20 protein-coding genes and 1 riboswitch are annotated in these 19,978 nt (G+C 68.7%); of the genes, 6 read left to right on the top strand and 14 right to left on the bottom strand.

Going from position 1 to position 19,978, the window contains the following annotated elements; translation table 11 throughout:
* Positions 1–190 precede the first annotated feature (190 nt).
* From QH290_RS11580 to QH290_RS11590, 3 genes are read right to left on the bottom strand one after another with little or no spacing between them, the layout of a single operon-like run.
* Entirely contained in the window at positions 191–451 is a 261-nt protein-coding gene (locus QH290_RS11580) for a WhiB family transcriptional regulator (RefSeq protein ID WP_280263955.1), read from the bottom strand.
* Between the two features lie 26 nt (positions 452–477).
* Complete coding sequence (locus QH290_RS11585; RefSeq protein WP_280263956.1) at positions 478–1,023, bottom strand: HNH endonuclease; 546 nt, start codon at positions 1,021–1,023, stop codon at positions 478–480.
* A gap of 39 nt (positions 1,024–1,062) precedes the next feature.
* Positions 1,063–1,200: a hypothetical protein gene (locus QH290_RS11590; protein WP_280382838.1), complete on the bottom strand. Its 138-nt coding sequence runs from the start codon at positions 1,198–1,200 to the stop codon at positions 1,063–1,065.
* A 302-nt stretch (positions 1,201–1,502) separates the two neighbouring features.
* Between QH290_RS11590 and QH290_RS11595 the strand changes: the two genes are divergently transcribed.
* The 3 genes from QH290_RS11595 (at position 1,503) to QH290_RS11605 (ending at position 3,254) form a co-directional block, all read left to right on the top strand.
* Complete coding sequence (locus tag QH290_RS11595) at positions 1,503–1,922, top strand: hypothetical protein (RefSeq protein ID WP_280263958.1); 420 nt, start codon at positions 1,503–1,505, stop codon at positions 1,920–1,922.
* Positions 1,923–1,989: 67 nt separating this feature from the next.
* A complete protein-coding gene (locus tag QH290_RS11600) occupies positions 1,990–2,895 on the top strand; it encodes an NAD(P)-dependent oxidoreductase (RefSeq protein WP_280263960.1) in 906 nt (301 codons plus the stop codon).
* A 53-nt stretch (positions 2,896–2,948) separates the two neighbouring features.
* Entirely contained in the window at positions 2,949–3,254 is a 306-nt protein-coding gene (locus QH290_RS11605; RefSeq protein WP_280263963.1) for a GIY-YIG nuclease family protein, read from the top strand.
* A 3-nt stretch (positions 3,255–3,257) separates the two neighbouring features.
* On the opposite strand, the gene gcvP is transcribed toward QH290_RS11605, so the two are convergent.
* From gcvP to QH290_RS11640, 7 genes are all read right to left on the bottom strand, one after another.
* Entirely contained in the window at positions 3,258–6,071 is a 2,814-nt protein-coding gene (gene gcvP / locus QH290_RS11610) for an aminomethyl-transferring glycine dehydrogenase (RefSeq protein ID WP_280382839.1), read from the bottom strand.
* Between the two features lie 178 nt (positions 6,072–6,249).
* Positions 6,250–6,345: riboswitch (glycine riboswitch) on the bottom strand.
* 241 nt (positions 6,346–6,586) lie between these two features.
* Complete coding sequence (locus QH290_RS11615; protein WP_280263967.1) at positions 6,587–7,177, bottom strand: MerR family transcriptional regulator; 591 nt, start codon at positions 7,175–7,177, stop codon at positions 6,587–6,589.
* 178 nt (positions 7,178–7,355) lie between these two features.
* Complete coding sequence (locus QH290_RS11620) at positions 7,356–7,829, bottom strand: bifunctional nuclease family protein (RefSeq protein ID WP_280382840.1); 474 nt, start codon at positions 7,827–7,829, stop codon at positions 7,356–7,358.
* Between the two features lie 78 nt (positions 7,830–7,907).
* Complete coding sequence (gene ftsR, locus QH290_RS11625; RefSeq protein ID WP_425301584.1) at positions 7,908–8,705, bottom strand: transcriptional regulator FtsR; 798 nt, start codon at positions 8,703–8,705, stop codon at positions 7,908–7,910.
* Between the two features lie 14 nt (positions 8,706–8,719).
* Entirely contained in the window at positions 8,720–9,196 is a 477-nt protein-coding gene (gene garA / locus QH290_RS11630; protein WP_280263973.1) for a glycogen accumulation regulator GarA, read from the bottom strand.
* Positions 9,197–9,375: 179 nt separating this feature from the next.
* Positions 9,376–9,774 (bottom strand): glycine cleavage system protein GcvH, encoded by a 399-nt coding sequence (gene gcvH, locus QH290_RS11635; protein ID WP_280263974.1) that lies wholly within the window; start codon positions 9,772–9,774, stop codon positions 9,376–9,378.
* 89 nt (positions 9,775–9,863) lie between these two features.
* Positions 9,864–10,490 (bottom strand): CDP-alcohol phosphatidyltransferase family protein, encoded by a 627-nt coding sequence (locus tag QH290_RS11640; RefSeq protein WP_280263976.1) that lies wholly within the window; start codon positions 10,488–10,490, stop codon positions 9,864–9,866.
* A 163-nt stretch (positions 10,491–10,653) separates the two neighbouring features.
* On the opposite strand from QH290_RS11640, the gene QH290_RS11645 reads away from it, so the two are divergent.
* Both QH290_RS11645 and QH290_RS11650 read left to right on the top strand, forming a co-directional pair.
* Positions 10,654–12,348 carry a GMC oxidoreductase gene (locus QH290_RS11645; protein WP_280382841.1) on the top strand — a complete coding sequence of 565 codons (1,695 nt, stop codon included), beginning with the start codon at positions 10,654–10,656 and terminating at the stop codon, positions 12,346–12,348.
* A 119-nt stretch (positions 12,349–12,467) separates the two neighbouring features.
* Entirely contained in the window at positions 12,468–13,349 is an 882-nt protein-coding gene (locus tag QH290_RS11650) for a nuclease-related domain-containing protein (RefSeq protein WP_280263980.1), read from the top strand.
* Here the strand turns inward: QH290_RS11650 and QH290_RS11655 are convergent.
* On the bottom strand, positions 13,330–13,923 hold the full coding sequence (locus tag QH290_RS11655; RefSeq protein WP_280382842.1) for a phosphatase PAP2 family protein: 594 nt from the start codon (positions 13,921–13,923) through the stop codon (positions 13,330–13,332). The genes QH290_RS11650 and QH290_RS11655 overlap by 20 nt on opposite strands.
* A gap of 251 nt (positions 13,924–14,174) precedes the next feature.
* Entirely contained in the window at positions 14,175–16,121 is a 1,947-nt protein-coding gene (locus tag QH290_RS11660; RefSeq protein WP_280382843.1) for an acyl-CoA dehydrogenase family protein, read from the bottom strand.
* A 421-nt stretch (positions 16,122–16,542) separates the two neighbouring features.
* Here QH290_RS11660 and QH290_RS11665 point away from each other — a divergent pair, with 421 nt between their 5' ends.
* Complete coding sequence (locus QH290_RS11665) at positions 16,543–17,940, top strand: threonine/serine exporter family protein (protein ID WP_280264017.1); 1,398 nt, start codon at positions 16,543–16,545, stop codon at positions 17,938–17,940.
* A gap of 3 nt (positions 17,941–17,943) precedes the next feature.
* Here QH290_RS11665 and QH290_RS11670 read toward each other — a convergent pair whose 3' ends face one another.
* Positions 17,944–18,669: a TetR/AcrR family transcriptional regulator gene (locus QH290_RS11670; RefSeq protein WP_280263983.1), complete on the bottom strand. Its 726-nt coding sequence runs from the start codon at positions 18,667–18,669 to the stop codon at positions 17,944–17,946.
* A 44-nt stretch (positions 18,670–18,713) separates the two neighbouring features.
* Positions 18,714–19,940, bottom strand: coding sequence for a cytochrome P450 (locus QH290_RS11675; protein ID WP_280382844.1), 1,227 nt, complete (start codon positions 19,938–19,940; stop codon positions 18,714–18,716).
* Between the last annotated feature and the right edge of the window lie 38 nt (positions 19,941–19,978).

The raw sequence follows: 19,978 nt of genomic DNA on the forward strand, positions 1-19,978 counted from the left end.
CACCGGTTCCGGTCGCGCCCCGGCGCTCACGCCACGCCAAGGGCACGCGGGTGGCTCGGCGAACCGAACCGGAGACCGGGTCGCGGGGGCGGGGGGGGGGCGGGCCCCCCCCCCCCCCCCCGCGGGCCCCCCCCCCCCCCCCCCCCCCCCCCGGGGGGGGGGGGGGGGGGGGGGGGCCCGGGCCCCGCGGTCAACGGCGGATCAAGCGGCCGCGGTCGTATTCGTGACCGCCCCATACGCCGGACTGGCCGGTTCCGGCCGCGAACTCACCGCACTGGCGGCGGATCGGGCAGCCCGCGCAGACACTGCGCGCGTACGCGAAGTCCTGCGACGGGTACGGGAACCACGCGTCGTGGTTCGGGTCACCCTTGCAGGCGGCCCCCTCCCAGCTCTGCGAATCCGAGAGCGGAAGCAGATCCACCAGGGTGAGTTCCTGCAGTGCGTTGGTCATGTCGGATCCCCTCCTTTCCCGGGGTCTCAGGTGGCGGCGGCCAGGTCCTTCCAGATCCGCCGTTGTCTCTTGTCCATGTCGTTGGGCGCCTTCGGCTCCCACAGCAGTCGCATACCGGCCTCTTCCGGCGTGCGGTCCGCCTTGCGCGTATTGCACGGCCCACACGCGGCGATGAGGTTGTTCCACGTGTTCGGGCCGCCCCGGCTCCGGGGCCGGATGTGGTCGACGGTGCGTGCCCATCCGGCGCAGTACCCGCAGCGGTGCTCGTCGCGCCGCAGCACCCCCGCGAGGGTGGCCCGGCTCTCGTCGTGCACCCGCACCTGGTGTTCGAGGTAGACGTAGCGCAGCAGCCGAATCGTCTGCGGCAGCGCCAGTTCCAGGTGCTTGGACCGGATCGGGAAGTGCGGCTCCCGCGCGGCGACGGTCTCCGCCGCGCCCGTGATCAGCAGCACCACCGCCCGGTCGGCGCCGATATCGGTCAACGCCTCGTAGGAGGCGTTGAGTACCAGCACGCCGGTGTGTATCCAGTTGTCGGAGGTGAGGGCCGCGTCGGGGGCCCGGCGGAACAGCATGGGTGTCACCAGGTTTCGATCGGAGAAGGCGAATCGGGGTCAGGCCTGACCCGGGAGGAGGCGGCCGGGTTCGTTGCCGGGCATCGCGGTCGGTATGCGCCGCGCGGGGCCCGAAAGCTCGTGCACGGCAAGGTCGTTCGATGTCTTCATCGCCGCTCGGATCTGATCCGGAATCATCAGCCACCTCCTCCTTCCTGGTGATCGCGGTAACTCGGCCCCGAACGGGACCGATTGATCATCGTCATCATGGTGACACAGCGTTACGGCCGTTGTCGGGTCATTTTCCGGCCGGGCGAGCGGGGATGATCCCCCGTCGCAATCTACAACGTGGGTTCCCGCGATTTTGTTCCGGGCCTGTTCGGCGGGTGCTCCCGCAGTTCCAGCCGTGGGAATGTGTCCACGGCGGCCCGGACGGTCCGGTTGACATACTGGTCCGCCCGGTCGGAGGCGCGGCGCGGGCGGTTGCTGGAACGAGGAATATGGTTGTCGTCGAGGTTCTGGTGTGGGGTCTCGTTGCGGGACTTGCGAATTCGGCCGCGATGGTGGCCCTGTACCTCACCCCGTGGGTGAAGCGAATACAGGCCGCGCACAAGGCGATCGGCGATGCCGGGCACGAACCGCGGCCCAGGGCCAACGGTTTCGCGCTGCAATTCCTCGGCACCCAGGTCGAGGTCTACATCATGACCGTCGGATTCGCCTGGTTGTCTCCGCTGGCGGGGCCGTCGGGCCTGGCGGGTGCGTTGTTGCTGGCGGTCCTCTTCGGTGCGCTGCGGGTCGTCGCACCGGTCTGGGCGCTCTGGGTGCAGGGGACGTATTCCCGCGGCTACTTGGCGGTGGAGGTCACCGGCGGGCTGCTCGGCAGCGTCGTGGTCGTGCTCACGCTCTATCTTCTCCTGTGACGGTGCGTGGAATGTTCCGCACCGACCTCGGGTTGCTACCCCCTGCCGACGTGGACAGGAGTGGACAATGGGAGCAATCGAGCAGGCGCGGGTCACGGTGATCGGCCTCGGGCAGATGGGCGGAACCCTCGCCGACGCCTTCCTGGCGGCTGGCCACCGGGTCACGGTGTGGAATCGCAGCGCGGACAAGGCGACACCGTTCGTCGCCCGCGGCGCCCGTGCGGCGGAATCGGTAGCGGAGGCGGTCCGCGACGGCGATCTCGTGCTGGTGGTGCTGCCGGATTACGAGGTGGCGCAGCGGATCCTCGATCCCGTCGCCGCGGAGCTGGCCGGAAAAACGGTGGTGCAGTTGACATCCGGGACGCCGGAGCAGGCCAGGACGGCCGGGAACTGGGCCCACCGGCACGGCATTTCCTACCTGGACGGCGCCGCCATGAGCGGCACCACCCTGGTCGGCCGCCCCGAGGCGCTGTTCATCTTCGGCGGCGCCGCGGCGACATTCGCGGCACATCGGAATGTATTGCGAGCCTTGGGCAACCCGGTGCATCTCGGTGACGACCCCGGCCTGGCCGGGCTGTACGACACCGCACTGTTCGGCCTGATCTGGGGTGCGCTGAGCGGCTTCTACCACGGCACGGCGCTGGCCCGAGCCGACGGCGTCGATGCCAGGTCCTTCGCCGAGGTCGCGGCCGAACACCTGTCGTTCATCGCGTACCTGCTGCGCGAGCACGCCGGGCAGATCGATGACGGCAGCTATCCGGCCGAGGACGGCACCCTGGACGTCCATGCCGCCGCCATGGACCACCTGATCGACACCAGCCGCCAATTCGGCGTCGAGACCGCGGTACCGGAACTGTTCGCCACCCTCATCCAGCGCGGTCGCCGTGCCGGGCTGGGCAGCGAAGGCATCGCCTCCATAGTCCGGCCGATCCTGAGCGGCGCGGTCGAGCAGCGCCAGGGGACGCCGCTGTGAGCTGATCCACCGAGTTGCCTGATCTTGTCGGTGCCGCGTGCCATGATCCACGGATGAGGAGGGGACAGTGGGGGGTGCCGCCGTGTGTGTACATCATGGCCAGTCATCCGCATGGGGTGTTGTACATCGGTGCGACGAGCAATCTCGTGGGACGTGCCTGGCAGCACCGCAACGATGTCGTGGAGAGCTTCACCAGGCGGTTTCAGGTCCACATGCTCGTCTGGTATCAGACCGCCGGAACCCTGGAAGCCGCCTTGCTTCAGGAACGCCGACTGAAAACCTGGAAGCGCGACCGCAAGATCCGCCTCATCGAATCCACCAACCCGAACTGGGACGACCTCTACCCCACCCTGCTGTGACGACTAATCCGTGTAGGCGTCCAGGGGTGGGCAGGAGCAGATCAGGTTGCGGTCGCCGTAGGCGCCGTCGATGCGGCGGACGGCGGGCCAGACCTTGGGGCGGGGTGCGGTGAGGCCCAGGGGGTAGACGGCGGTTTCGCGGCTGTAGGGGTGGGGCCAGTCGCCGACGAGGGAGGCGGCGGTGTGCGGGGCGCCACGCAGCGGGCTGTCCTCGATCGGCCAGGTACCCGCGGCGACCTCATCGATCTCGGCCTTGATCGCGATCATCGCGTCGATGAAGGCGTCCAGCTCTTCCAGGTTCTCGCTCTCGGTCGGCTCCACCATCAGCGTCCCCGCCACCGGGAAACTCATCGTCGGCGCATGGAACCCGTAGTCCGCCAGGCGTTTCGCGACATCGTCCACCGTGACGCCGGTCCGCTTGGTGATCTCGCGCAGGTCCAGGATGCACTCGTGGGCGACCATGCCGTTCTCCCCCGTGTACAGCACCGGATAGTGCGAATCCAGCCGCCGCGCAATGTAATTCGCGGAGGCGATGGCGGTGAGGGTGGCGCGGCGCAGCCCGTCGGCACCCATCATCCGGATGTAGGCCCAGGTGATCGGCAGAATCGACGCCGACCCGTACTTCGCCGCCGACACCGCGTGCGAACCGGCCTCCAGCGGATCCCCCGGCAGATACTTCGCCAGATGCTCGCGCACCGCGACCGGCCCGACACCCGGACCGCCGCCGCCGTGCGGGATGCAGAACGTCTTGTGCAGGTTCAGGTGTGAGACGTCACCGCCGAACCGGCCCGGACGGGCAAGTCCCACAAGCGCATTCAGATTGGCGCCGTCGACGTACACCTGACCGCCCGCATCGTGCACCAGCGCGCACAGCTCGGCCACCTCGTGCTCGTACACCCCGTGCGTGGACGGATAGGTGATCATGATGCACGCCAGCCGGTCGGCATGATCGGCGATCTTGGCCCGCAGATCGTCGAGGTCGACATCGCCGTTCTCGCGGCACTTCACCACCTCCACCCGCAGCCCCGCCATGGCCGCCGAGGCGGCGTTGGTGCCGTGCGCACTCGACGGGATGAGGCACGTATCACGGTGCGTATCACCACGATCCACGTGATAGCGCCGGATCGCCAGCAGCCCCGCGTACTCCCCCTGGCTCCCGGCATTGGGCTGCAGGCTCACCCGGTCGTAGCCGGTGATCGCCGACAGCCACGTCTCGAGGTCCTCCACCACCCGCAGCAGCCCCGGCGCGTCCTCGACCGGCGCGTACGGGTGGACGCGGGAGAACCCGGGCCAGGTGATCGGCTCCATCTCCGCGGTGGCATTGAGCTTCATGGTGCACGAACCCAGCGGAATCATGCTGCGGTCCAGCGCGATGTCCTTGTCCGACAGCTGCCGCAGGTATCGCAGCATGGCGGTTTCGGTGTGATAGCGGGTGAACGCCGGACGGGTCAGGTACTCCGACGTCCGAGTCTCGATCGAGGGCAGCGCCGTCGTACTCGGAACACCGTCGGCGCCAAAGGAATCCAGCACGATGGCCAGGTGCGCGTCGGTGGTGGCCTCGTCACAGGCCACCGACACATGGTCGGCGTCGACCAGCCGCAGGTTGACCCCGCGCCCCTGCGCCTTGGCCACCACGGCCTCCGCGCCGCCGGGCACCCGGACCAGCACCGTGTCGAAAAAGCGTTCGTGCACAACGGCTTCCCCGAGCCCCGCCGCCAGTCGCTCGGCCTGCCCGTGCACCCGCCGGGCGATCGCGCGCAGCCCGTCCGCGCCGTGATAACTCGCGTACATCGCCGCGACGATCGCCAGCAGCACCTGGGCCGTGCAGATGTTCGAGGTCGCCTTCTCGCGGCGAATGTGCTGCTCGCGGGTCTGCAGCGCGAGCCGGTAGGCGAGGTGACCGTCGGCATCCTTCGAGACCCCGACCAGGCGGCCGGGGAGCTGGCGAGCGTGCGCGCCGCGCACGGCCAGATAGCCCGCATGCGGCCCGCCGTATCCCAGCGGCACCCCGAAACGCTGTGTGGTGCCGAAACATACGTCCGCGCCCTGCTCACCCGGCGAGGTGATCAAGGTCATGGCCAGCAGGTCCGCACCGGCGCCGACCAGCGCACCGCGCTCGTGCGCCGCCGCGATCAGCTCGGTCCGGTCCACGATCCGCCCGGAGGCGCCGGGCACCTGCACCAGCACCCCGAAGAAGTCGCCGTCGGGCAGCGCGTTCGCGGCGAGATCCGCCTCGACGATCTCGATGCCCAGCGGTTCGGCGCGGGTGTACAGCACCGTCCGGGTCTGCGGGAACAGGTCGGCGTCGAGCAGCAGCCGGTTCGACTTGCTGGACCGGTTGGCGCGCCGCAGCAGCGTCATCGCCTCCGCGGCGGCGGTCGCCTCGTCCAGCATCGACGCGTTGGCCACCTCCATGCCGGTCAGGTCCGACACCATGGTCTGGAAGTTCAGCAGCGCCTCCAACCGGCCCTGGCTGATCTCCGGCTGGTACGGGGTGTAGGCGGTGTACCAGGCCGGATTCTCCAGCAGATTGCGGACGAGCACCGGCGGGGTCAGGGTGTCGTAGTAGCCGAGGCCGATCATGGAGACGGCGACGGTGTTGGACCGCGCGAGGGTGTCGAGCTCGTCGAGCACCTCGTGTTCGGTGGCCGCCGGGGGCAGCACGCCCAGCCCGTTCGCCGCCGTCGCGTCGAGGATGCTCGCCGGGACGGCGCGATCGGCCAGTTCGTCCAGCGATCCGACACCGACGGTGGCGAGAATCCGGTCGACGGCGGCAGGATCGGGTCCGATGTGGCGATCGGCGAAGGAACGGGTCACGACAGCTCCCAGGGGTCAGGGCGGAGTCGGCACGGTGCGCACAGCGCACGACGCCGACATCTTCGGGCCCTCCCCCTCTGTCGTGGCGCCTGAGAGATTCGGGTCCCGCGCGCGGGATCCCTTTCCCCATGGGCGGGTGGTCTGCATTGTGTGCAGCCACCGCTTTCCAGAGGCGCCGATGCTCCGTACGGTCCCTGTTGCCTGAGAGATTGACGGGGAGGTGCTGCTCCTTCGGCGTCCGGGTCGAAACCCGGAACTCTCCCGTACGGCGACGACGCACGCCCAGTCTATGCGTACCCGGATGTCATGCGTGTTACCTCCCCGGCCAAAAGCGTGCCGGGGAATCAGGATGGCGCGTGCCGGGATCACGTTGGCGCGTGCCAGGGATCACGTTGGCGCACGCCAGGGATCACCTTGGCGCGCACGCCAGGGAACAGGTTGGCGCACGCCAGGGAACAGGTTGGCGGGCGCCGAGGATCAGATGAAAGGCGCACGCCGGACAGGAAGCGGGCCAATCAGCCTGTTTTGCGGTTCATGCGGGCCTTGCGGCGGAAGGCCAGTTCGTCTTCCGGGCGGTCGGTGGCCGTGGTGACCTCGGCGCGCTCGGCGGGGAAGTTGGCGATCGCGCCCGTGAGTTCGCGCATGGCGCCGCTGACGGCGATGCCGAAGACGCCCTGGCCGCCCTGCAGTAAATCGACGACCTCTTCCGGGGAGGTGCACTCGTAGACGGTGGTGCCGTCGGAGAACAGGGTGATACCGGCGAGGTCCTCGACGCCGCGGCTGCGCAGGTGGTCGACGGCGATGCGGATGTTCTGCAGCGAGATGCCCGCGTCCAGCAGTCGCTTGACGATCTTGAGGACCAGGATGTCCTTGAACGAGTAGAGACGCTGGCTCCCCGAGCCGGTGGCGCTGCGGATCGACGGGACGACCAGACCCGTGCGAGCCCAGTAATCGAGCTGGCGGTAGGTGATTCCGGCCACCTGACATGCGCTGGGAACCCGATAGCCGACCAGGTCGTCCGGCACCGTGTCATCGGGGAACAGCCCGGGCTGCACCACGGTGGCGGGCCGCGCCCCCGGTCCAGTCTGCTGCGGTTGATCTCCCACTGACTACTCCCTCACTGCTTCGCCGGTGCGAACAACGGCCTAACTGTCGAGGCTACTCCCTCGATTGTCCCGGCAGCAGAGGCACCGGACCAAGCTTCGCACGCGGCGTGTTTCTCACCCTCTACATGAGGTAGAGAGATTGCCCGGTCGCAGCAGCATTTTCAGAGCTACGGCCCACCTAACTGTCGGTGGCCTTGAAGTCGTCCGGGGACACCGACTCCAGGAACTCCTTGAACTTCTCCACCTCGTCCTCGCGCTCGTCGGGCATCACCAGCCCGGCCTCGTCGAGCACCGGCTCCTCGGCATAGATCGGGCAACCCACGCGCAGCGCGATCGCGACCGAATCCGACGGCCGCGCCGAGATGCGCAGGTCGTTGTCGAACACCAGGTCGGCGTAGAACGTGCCCTCCTGCAGGTCCACGATGCGGACCTCCTTGAGCGTGTGCCCCAGCTCGGTGATCAGGATCTTGATCAGGTCATGGGTCAGCGGGCGGATCGGCGTGACGCCCTCCTGCTCGAGGACGATCGCGGTCGCCTCCGCCTGCCCGATCCAGATCGGTAGGTACCGGTCGCCGTCCACCTCGCGGAGCAACAGCACGGGCTGGTTCTGGGGCTGCTCGACACGGATGCCGATCACACGCATTTCACTCATCGCACTGCCTCCCATGCATCGCCGACCTCCCCACGGGCACGATGGGGTCGGCCGTATCACCGAGTCTAGGCGAAGAATTCAGCTACCGAGTGCACCGCGCACCGCCGTCTTGACGAGGCTGGTGTGCAGCGTCAGCGACAGTGCCGCGAGTTCGCGCACGGTCTCCTCGGCGCGGGCGCGCGCGTCGGCGTCGCGGCTCTTGGCGATCGGCGCGGCGATCTGGGCGACCATCGCCGCCTCCCGATCGGCCGCCAGTTTGAATGCGCGCAGATGCCGCGCCTCCAGGCCGAATTCGCTCAACGCCTTGGCGGTGCGCGCCAGCGTCACCGCCTCGGCGTCGAAGAAGCCGGCCGCGCCCGGCGTGATGAGATTCGCGCGGATCAGTTCGGAGAGGAACTTCTCATCGATACCGGCCTGCTCCAGCAGATCGGCTCGGGTGATGCGGATTTCGTGGTCGAACCGCAACTCTTCGGGCGACACCTCACCGGGAACCACGCCGAGCCTCCGGGGTGGGGTGAGGGCGCCGGAGGGGTCGGATGCCCGACCCGGCCCGTCCGACCCGGCGCCGTCCGCCCGGGCGCGCGCCTCGCGCACCCCGAGCGTCGCGGCGCCGCTGTCGATCGCCTCCAACTGTTCCTTGATCACCTTCAGCGGCAGGTACTGGTCGCGCTGGGCCGTCAGGATGAACCTCAGCCGTTCGACGTCGGCGACGGAGAACCTGCGATAACCCGAGGGCGTGCGCTCCGGGCTGATCAGCCCCTCCGATTCGAGGAAGCGGATCTTGGAGATGGTGATGTCCGGAAAGTCCGGACGCAGCAGGTCCAGCACGGAGCCGATCGACATTCCTCCGCGTGTCCACTGCGCTGCGCCTGTCATCTCGTACCGACCTGCTATAGAGCGCCGGCGGAATCGTTCTGGGCGGGCCGCGGTCCGGTCAGGAACACCAGCCGGAACTTGCCGATCTGGACCTCGTCACCGTTCTGCAGTTCCGAGGAATCCACGGGTTCGCGGTTGACGTAAGTGCCGTTCAGGCTGCCGACATCCACGACCTGGAAGGTGTCGTCGTCCTGACGGAACTCCGCGTGACGGCGGGAGACGGTGACATCGTCGAGAAAGATGTCGCTGTCGGGGTGGCGCCCCGCCGAGGTGGTGGGCTGGTCCAGCAGGAATCGCGAGCCGGCGTTCGGACCGCGCTTGACCACCAGCAGGGCAGCGCCCGGAGGCAGGCCCTCGACCCCCTGGACCGGCTGCTCGCCGGTCTGCTCACCGGTGCGCGACGCGTCGACCTCGTTGAGGAAGTCAGCGCGGAATACCGATGTGGTCTCGGCCGCGCTCTCCCCGTAACCCGGGTCTTTGTTCTCGCTCACCCTTGCTCTCCTCCTCGAACCGATTATCCGTACAAGCATCCGATGCGGGAACTTGCCGTCACCCAACGCGACCGGCTGTCGCGCCCTTGGAAATTCCGGCACCGGCCGCCGGCACATCTGTTGGCATTGACCGTACCCTGCCAGGGCGATCCCGTGCAGGTAGAACTGTGAAGGCCGCTTCAGGCCCCGATAACTCCTTGATAACCTGCGGCATCGAGCAGTTCACCGAGTGTTGCGTCGAGTGCGGCGGCGTCGTCCACCTCCATCTCGAACATCCAGCCCTCGCCGTAGGGATCGCCGTTCAGCGTCTCCGGCGCCGAATCCAGATTCTCGTTCACCGCAACGACTTTCGCGCTCAGCGGAGCGTAGATGTCCGAGACGCTCTTGGTGGACTCGACCTCCGCGATGCCCTCCTCCGCCTTGACGTCGGTGTCGACCGCGGGCAGCTGCACGAACACGACGTCACCGAGCTGTGACTGGGCGTAATCGGTGATGCCCACCCGCACCCGGGTCGGACCGGTCCGCTGCACCCATTCGTGCTGCTCGGTGTAGCGCAGACCCTCGGGAACCTCACTCACGACTGCAGTCCTTTCACGGGCGTCCTCTCTCCGGCGTGATGATCACTGTATCGGCTCGTGCGGACATGCTTACCCCGCACACCCCCGGGCTATGTCTCGATGCGAGTTCCCTGCGGCACAGCCGGTATCGCCCGCGCCACCGCGAACGCCTTGCCGAGGTACAGGACGCCCGTCCAGACGTAGACGGCCGTACCCCAGATCAAAAATGCCCACCCGAAGGCCCGGCTGAAACCTGCCAGTGCCCAGTCCATCTGTCCGGCCAGCAGCCACGGCAGCGCCGACATCAGCGCGAAGGTCGCCGCCTTGCCCAGGTAGATCACCTCCGGCGGTGGCAGGCCGCGCCGCTTGTAGAGGGGAAGCACCGCCGCGAGGACGAGATCGCGGCCGATCAGGACCACGACGAACGGCCACGGCAGGATGCCGCGCACCAGCAACCCCAGCACCGTCGCCACCAGGTAGAGCCGGTCCACGAAGGGATCCAGCAGCGCGCCCAGCCGCGAGTACTGGTCCAGCAGCCGGGCGAGCTTACCGTCCAGGAAATCGGTGAAACCGCTGACGACCAGCAGCGTGAACGCCCAGCCGTCGGCGTGTTCGACCAGCAGCAGCCACAGCAGCACCGGGACGCCGATCAGGCGCAGCACGCTCAGCACGTTCGGCACGGTGAGAATGCGGTCCTCGCGGCGGTCGGCCGGTGGTCCGGGTGGTTCGCTCGTCACAGCTGTTGCTTACCCGAAACGGCACAACAGCGCCATACGGGCGCGCCGGAACCGGCGTGCGGGCAGGATAGGTTTCGAGCCGTCCCCGGCGGAGGATAATGCCGGGATGAAAGAATGAGTCGGAAATCGTGTCATTGCAGTGCGGTGGATTGAGAGGAAGACCATGCCCGACTTCGACTACGACGTGGTGGTGATCGGCTCCGGATTCGGCGGGAGCGTCAGCGCCCTGCGGCTGACCGAGAAGGGCTACCGGGTGGCCGTCCTCGAATCCGGCCGCCGCTGGCCGGCCGAGTCCATTCCGAAGACGAATTGGAATGTGCGCAAGTCGATCTGGGCGCCGCGGCTGGGCCTGACCGGGCCGCAGCGGATCAGCGTGCTCGGCAAGTGCGCGGTGTTCTCCGCCTCCGGCGTGGGCGGCGGATCGCTGATCTACGGCAATACCCTCTACGAGCCGCTGCCCAACTTCTACCGCGATCCGCAGTGGGCCCACATCACCGATTGGCGCTCCGAGCTGGCGCCCTACTACGACCAGGCCACGCGCATGCTCGGGGTGGCGCAGAACCCGCGGATGACCCCGGCCGACGAGGTGATCCGATCCATCGCCGACGATCTGAACGTCAGCGACACCTTCCACCCGACCAATGTCGGCGTGTTCTTCAACGAGGCCGATCCGGGCACCGAGGTCGACGACCCGTACTTCGGCGGCGTCGGCCCGCGCCGCAGCGGCTGCATCCACTGCGCCCGGTGTTTCACCGGCTGCCCGCACAACGCCAAGAACACCACGCCCACCAACTACCTGTACCTGGCCGAGCAGGCCGGGGCGAAGGTGTTCGAACTCACCACCGCGAGCAGCGTGCGGCCCATGGTCGGCGGCGGCTACGCCATCGAGACGCAGCGCTCGGATCGCTGGATTCGCAAGGGCCGCAAGACCTTCACCGCCGAGCAGGTGGTCTTCGCCGCGGCCGCGCTGGGCACCCAGAAGCTGCTGCACAAGATGCGCGACGAGCGGGTGCTGCCGAATCTGTCGCCGCGGCTGGGCGAGCTGACCCGCAGTAATTCCGAGGCCATCCTCAACGTGGTGAGCCGCGACCGGGCCGACTTCGCCGAGGGCATCGCCATCACCTCCTCCATTCATCCCGAGCCCGACACGCACATCGAGGTGTGCCACTACGGCAAGGGGCAGAACGCGCTGTTCCCGCTGTCGGCGCCGATCGTCGACGGCGGCGCGTTCCGGTTCCTGCGGTTCCTGCTGGCGATGGTGGCGCATCCGATGGTGTTCCTGCGCAGCCTCAATGCCCGGCGCGCCTCGGAGAAGTCGGTGATCCTGCTGGTGATGCAGTCGCTGGACAATTCGCTGACCTCGTTCCGGCGCTGGGGTCAGCTGAAGACGAAACAGGGTACGGGACAACCGAATCCGACCTGGATCCCGATCGCGCACGATGTCGGGCGGCGGTTCGGCGAGAAGGTGAACGGCGATGTGCAGGGCCTGGTCATGGATGTGTTCAACATCCCGGCGACCGCGCACTACATCGGCGGCTGCGTGATCGGCGAGGGGCCCGAGAGCGGCGTGGTGGATCCGTACCAGCGGGTCTTCGGCCATCCGGGATTGCACATCGCCGACGGGTCGGCGGTGACGGCCAACCTGGGCGTGAACCCGTCGCTCACCATCACCGCGCAGGCCGAGCGCGCGATGGCGTTCTGGCCCAACAAGGGTGAGCCCGACCCCCGCCCCGAACTGGGACGGCCGTACCGGCGCATCTCGCCCGTCGCCCCCAACCAGCCCACGGTCCCCGCCGCCGCGCCCGGTGCGCTGCGGCTGCCGATCAGCCCGGCGGATCCGGCGGTGCCGACGACCTGAGGTTCCGGCGCGCCCGAATCACCACACGCGGGAGTGCATCCCCACCCGAAGCGGCCCGGGCACATATGCTTTCGGTACCGAGTGTCGACGGGAAGGGCTGGTCGCCAATGCTCGTGCGAGTGCAGAATGCCGCCGGCACCCTGGCCGAGCGCGCGCTGATCGACTGGCTGCGCACCTGGAAGGGCCAGGGTGACCCGCACGGCGTGGCCACCGTGAACTGCAGCCTGTTCCACAACGATCGGCTGCATCAGTTCGACGCGGTGGTCTGGACGCCGACCAGCTGCGTGGTGATCGAGGCGGAGGCCCTGGTCGAGAAGGCCAGCGGTGAGATGGAGGTCCCGCTCAACGGACCCTGGCGGGTCGGCAACCAGGTGATGACGCTGGAGGGCGGTGATCGGCGCGCACCGCTGGACAAGTCGCGGGATCACACCTTCGCGCTGCAGAGCTGGCTCGCCGAGCGCAACCTCGGCCAGCGCGTCGTCCACGGCGTGGTGCTGGTGGTGCCCCCGCACGGCGCGGACCTGAAGATCCGCCAGCTGTGGAACGACCCCAGCTTCGAGGTCGTCCTCGGCGACGATCCGCGCCGCCTCGCCGACTACCTCAATACCCTGGCCTCGCAGGGCCGGGCGCAGTGGACGGTCAACGACATCGCGATGACCTTCCGCAGCCTGGGCATCCTGCCGTATCTGCCCGCGCCGCAGGACCTCGAGCAGGAGGGCTTCGGCGGCCCGGTGGACATCACGCTGTGGTACGGCGGGCCGCAGCAGGCGCAGGCCGAGGCCTACCTCGAGGAGAAGGCGGCGGCCGAACAGGCCTATTCCGGGCCGCTCGCCATCCGGACGCCCTGGTACAGCCCGTGGAAGCTGTATCCGAAGGAGGTCGGCCGCGTCGACATGGGGCGGGCGGCGCTGCGCATCACCCTCGCCGTGGGCATGCTCATCGCCGCCGCCTGGGTGCTGTGGTTCGTCATCGCGGTGCTGCTCACCTACGGCTCCGCCTGAGCCGTTCCGCCGCCGCGTACAGCGCGGTCACCAGGGCGACGGCCGCCGCGGCCCCGCCGAGCACATCGGTCGGATAGTGGTAGCCGAGCCCGACCATCCCGATCGCGACGGCCACCAGCAGGAGGGCGGAGACCGCGATCTCGATCGTCCGAAGGCGCCGGGTCTGCGCCAGCAGCACGAAAGCCGTGGCGAGGGCGACGAGGTGCACGGTGTGCCCGCTCGGATAGGCGAGATAGTCCTGAAGTGGCCGGTGCCACACCGGTTTCAACGCCCAGGTATTGACCGCCACCGCGAATTCCGGTGCGACGACCAGGAATCCGGCGCTCCACCACTCCCGCCGCCGGGCATACCAGAGGCATCCCGCCGCCAGCACCGGCAGCAGGATGTAGGCATTGCTCGGAATCACCAGCGCCTCGAACACGCCGGGATGCGCGCCGAGGGCCGAATCGACCCACTCCCCCACCACCCGATCCAGGGTCGTGGAGCCGCCGCCGTCCGGAAAAGTCAACGGCAGCAATACGGTGACGAGGATCCCGGCCAAAAGCGTGCCGGGAATAAAAGGGTAGGGACTCATGCCGGGAATAGAGGGGAGGGACTCATGCCGGGATACAAGGGTAGGACTCATGCCGGGACACAAGGGTGGGGAGCGGGCAAGTGTGCGACTCACGTTGGATGGGCGGGATTCTCACATCGGCAGGCGGGACTCACGTCGGCAGACGGGCCCCACGTCGGACGGGCTCCACGTCGGCAGACGGGCTCCACGTCGGCAGACGGGCCCCACGTCGGCAGGCGAGGGCCACGTCCGCAGGCGGGACTTGTGCCCCGCTACCGGGGGTGCTGGACCACGCCGGGCTGGTGGACGCTGGCGTCGTTCAGCATGGCGGCGTGTAGGAGCTGTTCGGGGACGCCGAGGGCCTCGACGAGGGTCGCGGTGTCGGGGCGGAGGCGGTCGACGAGTTCGTTGACGCCGCGGCGCACCGCCTTGGCGCGCTCGACGGACATGAAGCGGTGCATGATGTACCAGGCCAGGTTCTGTTCGAGCGAGGTGAACACGAACAGGTCGCACACCGTATCGGCCAGAGCGCGCGCCTCGGGGTCGTCGATGCCCGCGATCCCCTCGATGAACGCCTCCAGCACCAGGCGGTCGATATGCGCCTCACCGGCGGTGAGGATGTGGTCCTGGGCGTTGTTGAACGCCTCGAACGGCCCGGTCTCCTTGGCGCGGGCCTGCAGCCGGTGGGCGGCGGTGCGCACCAGGTAGTCCTCGCGGTCGGCGAACAGCTGCAGCTGCACCGAGCGCTTCGACAGGCTGCCGTCGTCGACGCCCTCGTCGGACCGGTCGCGCAGCCGCTGGATGAGCTGGCGCACGCCGGTGCCCTGGCGCACCACGTCGCGGCCCATGGTGGCGGCGAAACGCACCCAGCCCAGCGCGTCCAGGTCGCGCACCTCGTCGGAGTAGGCGGTGAGCAGTTCCTTGGCCACCAGCTGCGTGAGCACCACATTGTCGCCCTCGAAGGTGGTGAACACATCGGTGTCGGCCTTCAGCGTCACCAGGCGGTTCTCGGTGAGATAGCCCGCGCCGCCGCAGGCTTCGCGGCATTCTTGAATCGCGCGGGTGGCGTGCCGGGTCTGCGCGACCTTGAGCCCGGCGGCACGCTTCTCCAGCGCCCGCTGCGCGGCGGGGTCGAGGTCCTGGCCGGTCTGCACCGCGTGCATGCGCCGCACCAGGTCGTTCTGCGCGAACGCCAGCGCGAAGGCGCGGGCCACGTGCGGCAGCAACCGGCGCTGATGGCTGCGGTAGTCCAGCAGCACCGTCTCCTCGCCGGAGTCGGGGTCGGCGAACTGGCGGCGCTGATCGCCGTAGCGCAGCGCGATGCTCAATGCCACCCGGGCGCCCGCCGCGGCCGCGCCGCCGACGCTGATGCGGCCGCGCACCAGGGTGCCCAGCGTGGTGAAGAAGCGGCGGCTGGGGTTCTCGATCTCCGAGCCGTAGGTGCCGTCGAGGTCCACGTCCGCGTAGCGGTTGAGCAGGTTCTCGCGCGGGATCCGCACCTGGTCGAACCGGATCCGGCCGTTGTCCACGCCGGGCAGGCCGCCCTTGAGGCCGCAGTCGGAGGTGGTGACGCCCGGCAGATCGTGGCCCTGCTCGTCGCGGATCGGCACGAGGAAGCAGTGCACACCCTTGTTCTCGCCCAGCGTGATCAGCTGCGCGAAGACCGCGGCCATCCGCGCGTGCTCGGCGGCGCCGCCGATGTAGTCCTTACGCGCGGATTCGGTGGGGCTGTGCACCACGAACTCGTGGGTGGCCGGGTCGTAGGTGGCGGTGGTCTCCAGGTTCGCCACGTCGCTGCCGTGGCCCGATTCGGTCATCGCGAAGCAGCCCAGCAGATCCAGCGGCAGCAGCTGTTTGACGATATCGCGGTGACGCTCGGTGCCGAGGTTCTCCACCGCGCCGCCGAACAGCCCCCACTGCACGCCGCACTTCACCCACAGCGACAGATCGGTGTAGGCCAGCATCTCCAGCCCGGTGACCGCGCCGCCCGGGTCGCCGGTGCCGCCGTGCTCGATCCGGAAACCCTTTTCGGCATAACCGAATTCGGAGACCAGGCGCATCTGGTCGAGGACCCGCGCCCGCGCCGCGCGGTAGTCTAGGTGCGGATCGCCGAACAGCCGGTCGTCGCAGAGTTGCCGCCGCGCCTGTTCGCGCACCTCTCGCCAGGGGCCGTCGAGGGCCGCTCGTAGCTGATCCGCGGAAGAGTTCTCGGTGCCCATGCCCCCGACCATAGCCGCAGATTTCGTCCGATTGCCGATCCGTAACACACGACACGGCCGAGCCGAAGGGAACCAGGTGGCCTCACATCACGAACACACCGGACCGCTCGGCCTCGGCGCTCCCACCGACCGCGACGCCGAGGATCCACATCGCGAAGCACCACCGGCACCGGTGCACCCGAACGCGATACCGAAGGTTCGCCGGGATCCGTCGCCGACCCGTGAGGCCGAATCCGCGACACCCGCCGAGCGCGAGAGCCGACGCCCCGGAACCGGTGCGGCACGAGCGCGCGCGCCGCGGCTGACGGATACCCGTTCAGCATCTACGTTGCAGAGTGTGAATGACGAGGCCGCCACGGAGGTGATCCCGTACGCGCAGGTGCCCGAGCGGCGCCCGCGGCTGCGGCACATCACCCAGGCCATGGATCGGGTTGTCGACCGCCTCGTCGCCGAACGCAAGGCCACCGCCGACGCGGTGGTGGAGGCGCCCGCGCCGCTGCAGCCGATCGACCTCACCGACGATGCCCGCGTCACCCAGGTGCTGGATCTGGCCGAACGGGTGGGCGAGGTCGTGCTGGCGTCGGGGACCGCGGTCACCGACACCACCACCCAGGTCGAGTTCATCGCCGCCACCTACGGTTTGTCGCAGGTCGACGTCGACGTCACCTACAACTCCATCCGCATTTCCGCCGACCGCGGGCCGACGCTGCCGCCCGCCAGCACCATGCGGATCGTGAACTACCGCTCGCTGGACTTCACCCGGCTGGCCGCCGTCGACCGGCTCACCCGCCGGATCCGCCGCGAGCTGATGCCGCCGGAGGAGGCCCTCGAGGCACTCGAGGTGATCACCACCGCCCCGCACCCCTACAACCGCTGGATCGCGACGTTCGGCTGGTCGCTGATGGCGGCCTCGATCGCCCTGCTGCTCGGCGGCGGTGCGCTGCTGGCCGGCGCGAGTTTCGTTGCCACCGCGGCGATCTACGGCACCAATCGCTACCTCAACCGCCGCGGGCTGCCGCTGTTCTTCCAGCACATGGTGGGCGGCGCCATCGCCACGGTGCCCGCGATCCTGCTGGCCACCTTCGGCGGCCGCATCGAGGCCAATCCGTCACTGATCGTGGCGGCCGGGATCACCGTGCTGCTCAGTGGTTTGAGCCTGGTCGGCTCGGTCGAGGACGCGATCACCGGCGCACCGATCACGGCGGCGGCGCGCATGCTCGAGCTGCTGGTGATGACCGGCGGCATCATCGCGGGCGTGGCCATGGCACTGCGCGCGGCCACCCTGCTGGGTGCGACGTCGCCGCCGATCGATATGTCGGCGCAGACCTACGACATCAACAACCTGCCGGTGAAGCTCATCGCCGGTGCCGTGGCCTCGGCGGCGTTCGCGCTGGCCTGCTACGCCGAGCGGCGCGCCCTGGCCGCGGCGGGGATCAGCGGTATGGCGGCGACGGTCTGCTACCTGTTCGTGCAGTACGCCGACTTCGGACCGGTGGTGTCCTCCGGTGTCGCCGCGACCGTCGTCGGCCTCGCCGGTGGTCTGATGGCCCGCCGCGCGCTGACCCCGCCGCTGGTCGTGGCGGTAGCCGGTATCACCCCGCTGCTGCCCGGTCTGAAGGTGTACCGCGGCCTGTCGGCGCTGCTCAACGACCAGCAACTGCTCGGCCTGAACCAGATGCTGGCCGCGTTCGGCATCGGCTGCGCCCTCGCCGCCGGTGTCACCCTCGGCGAGTGGATGGCCCGGTACCTGCGCCAGCCGCGAATCCTGCGGCGGTTCCAGGGGATTCGCCGCCCGGTGATCGGAACCACGACGACCTGACGCTCAGGCGACCTGCAGGCCGATCGCGCGGACCAGATCCGCGAGCGTCGCGTCGAACAGCGCGTCGGAGTCCCGCACGGGGATCGGGTAGTTGCCGAACACCTCGAGGGTCACGTGGCCGTAGAGCCGGGCCCAGAAGGTGATCATCAGATAGGTGACGCCCAGGTCCAGCTTCTCGGCCGGGAACTTCTGGCCCGATTCGGCAAGTACCGCAAGCAGTTCGGTCTGAAATCCGACCAGATCCTCGCGCAGCGGGTCGGGGATCACGTCGGTCGCCGGGGTGACGATGTCGTAGGTGGTGAGCAGCCGCCCGGCCGCCTCGAGGAAGATGCGGCCGAACGGTTCGTCGAATTGCCGCATGGCACTGGGTCCTTCGCCGGTCGGCGAGGCGAACACCAGGGTGAACTCCCGCGCGTGCGCCAGCGCCCAGTGCCGGAAACCCTTGCAGATGGCCAACAGCTGCACGACGCCGTCGTCGGGCAGCTCCGCCACCTGCGCGGCGAGCTCGGCGGCCAGGTCGGCGCAGATATCGCTGCGCACGGCGGCCACCAGCTCGTCGCGAGAGGAGTAGTACCGGTACAGCGCGGGGGCGGTGATGCCCAGATCGCGCGCGATGGCGCGCAGGGTCACCGCCTCCGGACCCTGTTGCACCAGAAGCGTTCTGGCCACCCGGCGGATGTCCGCGTCACTGACCGCGGGCAACCGCCCCCTCCGCGCGGGTTCACTCATCCTCTGCCTCCGTCACACGAGCGCACCCCGGCGCTCCCGGCTGCTCATTCGTAGGCAACCTGCCAGCTCTTGATTCCGTTCAACCAGCCCGAGCGTAGCCGGACCGGCTCGGAGATCTCGCGCAGGTTCGGCATCGCGTCGGCGATGGCGTTGAAGATCAGATCCAGTTGCAGCCGCGCCAGGTTCGCGCCGACGCAGTAGTGGGTGCCGGTGCCGCCGAATCCCACGTGCGGGTTGGGGTTTCGCAGCACGTTGAATTCGAAGGGCTTGTCGAAGCGCTCCTCGTCGAAGTTGGCCGAGGCGTAGAACAGCCCGACCCGCTGGCCCTTCTTGATGAGCTGGCCCTCGAGCTCGGTGTCCTCCAGGGCGGTGCGCTGGAAGGCGACGACCGGCGTGGCCCACCGCACGATCTCGTCCGGCGCGGTGCGCGGCCGCTCGGCCTTGTACAGCTCCCACTGCTCGGGGAAGTCCACGAACGCCTTCATGCCGTGCGTGGTGGCGTTGCGGGTGGTCTCGTTGCCCGCGACGGCCAAAAGGATGACGAACCAGGCGAATTCGTCCGAGCCCAGGGCCTCGCCGTCGACGTCGGCGGTCACGAGCTGGCTGACGATATCGTCGGCCGGGCACTTCTTGCGCTCCTCGGCCAGATTCCAGGCGTAGCCCATGACCTCGGCGTTGGCCATCTTGTAGCTGTCCTGGTACTCCGGATCGTCGTAGCCCATCATCTTGTTGGACCATTCGAACAGCTTGCCGCGGTCGGACTGCGGCACACCCAGCAGTTCGGCGATCGCCTGCAGCGGCAGCTCGCAGGCCACCTGCTGCACGAAATCGCCGCCGCCGGTCTGCTTGGCCTCGTGCACGATGCGCTCGGCGCGCTCGGTCAGCGCCTCGCGCAGACTCTGCACCGCGCGCGGGGTGAAGCCGCGGGAGATGATGCGGCGCAGCTTGTCGTGTGCCGGCGGATCGGTGTTCACCAGCATCGCGCGCTGGATATCGATCTCGTCGCGGGTGATGTCGCCGTTGAACCGGATCACCGCGGTATTGGCGTTGGTGGACCAGATCTGGGAGTTCTTCGAGATCTCCTTGATCTGGTCGAGCTTGCTGACGACCCAGTACCCGCCGTCGTCGAAGCCGCTGACGCCGTCGGGCTGATCGACCCACCACACGGGGGCGGTGCGGCGCAGCTCGGCCCACTCCTCGACGGGCAGGCGGGTGGAGAGCAGGTCGGGATCGGTGAAGTCGAAGTCGTGGGAGATGGACGGGGCTGACACGGTACCTCCTTTGGAACACGTTCCACAGGAGTGAACCA

It is taken from the genome of Nocardia wallacei (assembly GCF_029869545.1).
Lineage (GTDB): Bacteria > Actinomycetota > Actinomycetes > Mycobacteriales > Mycobacteriaceae > Nocardia > Nocardia wallacei_A.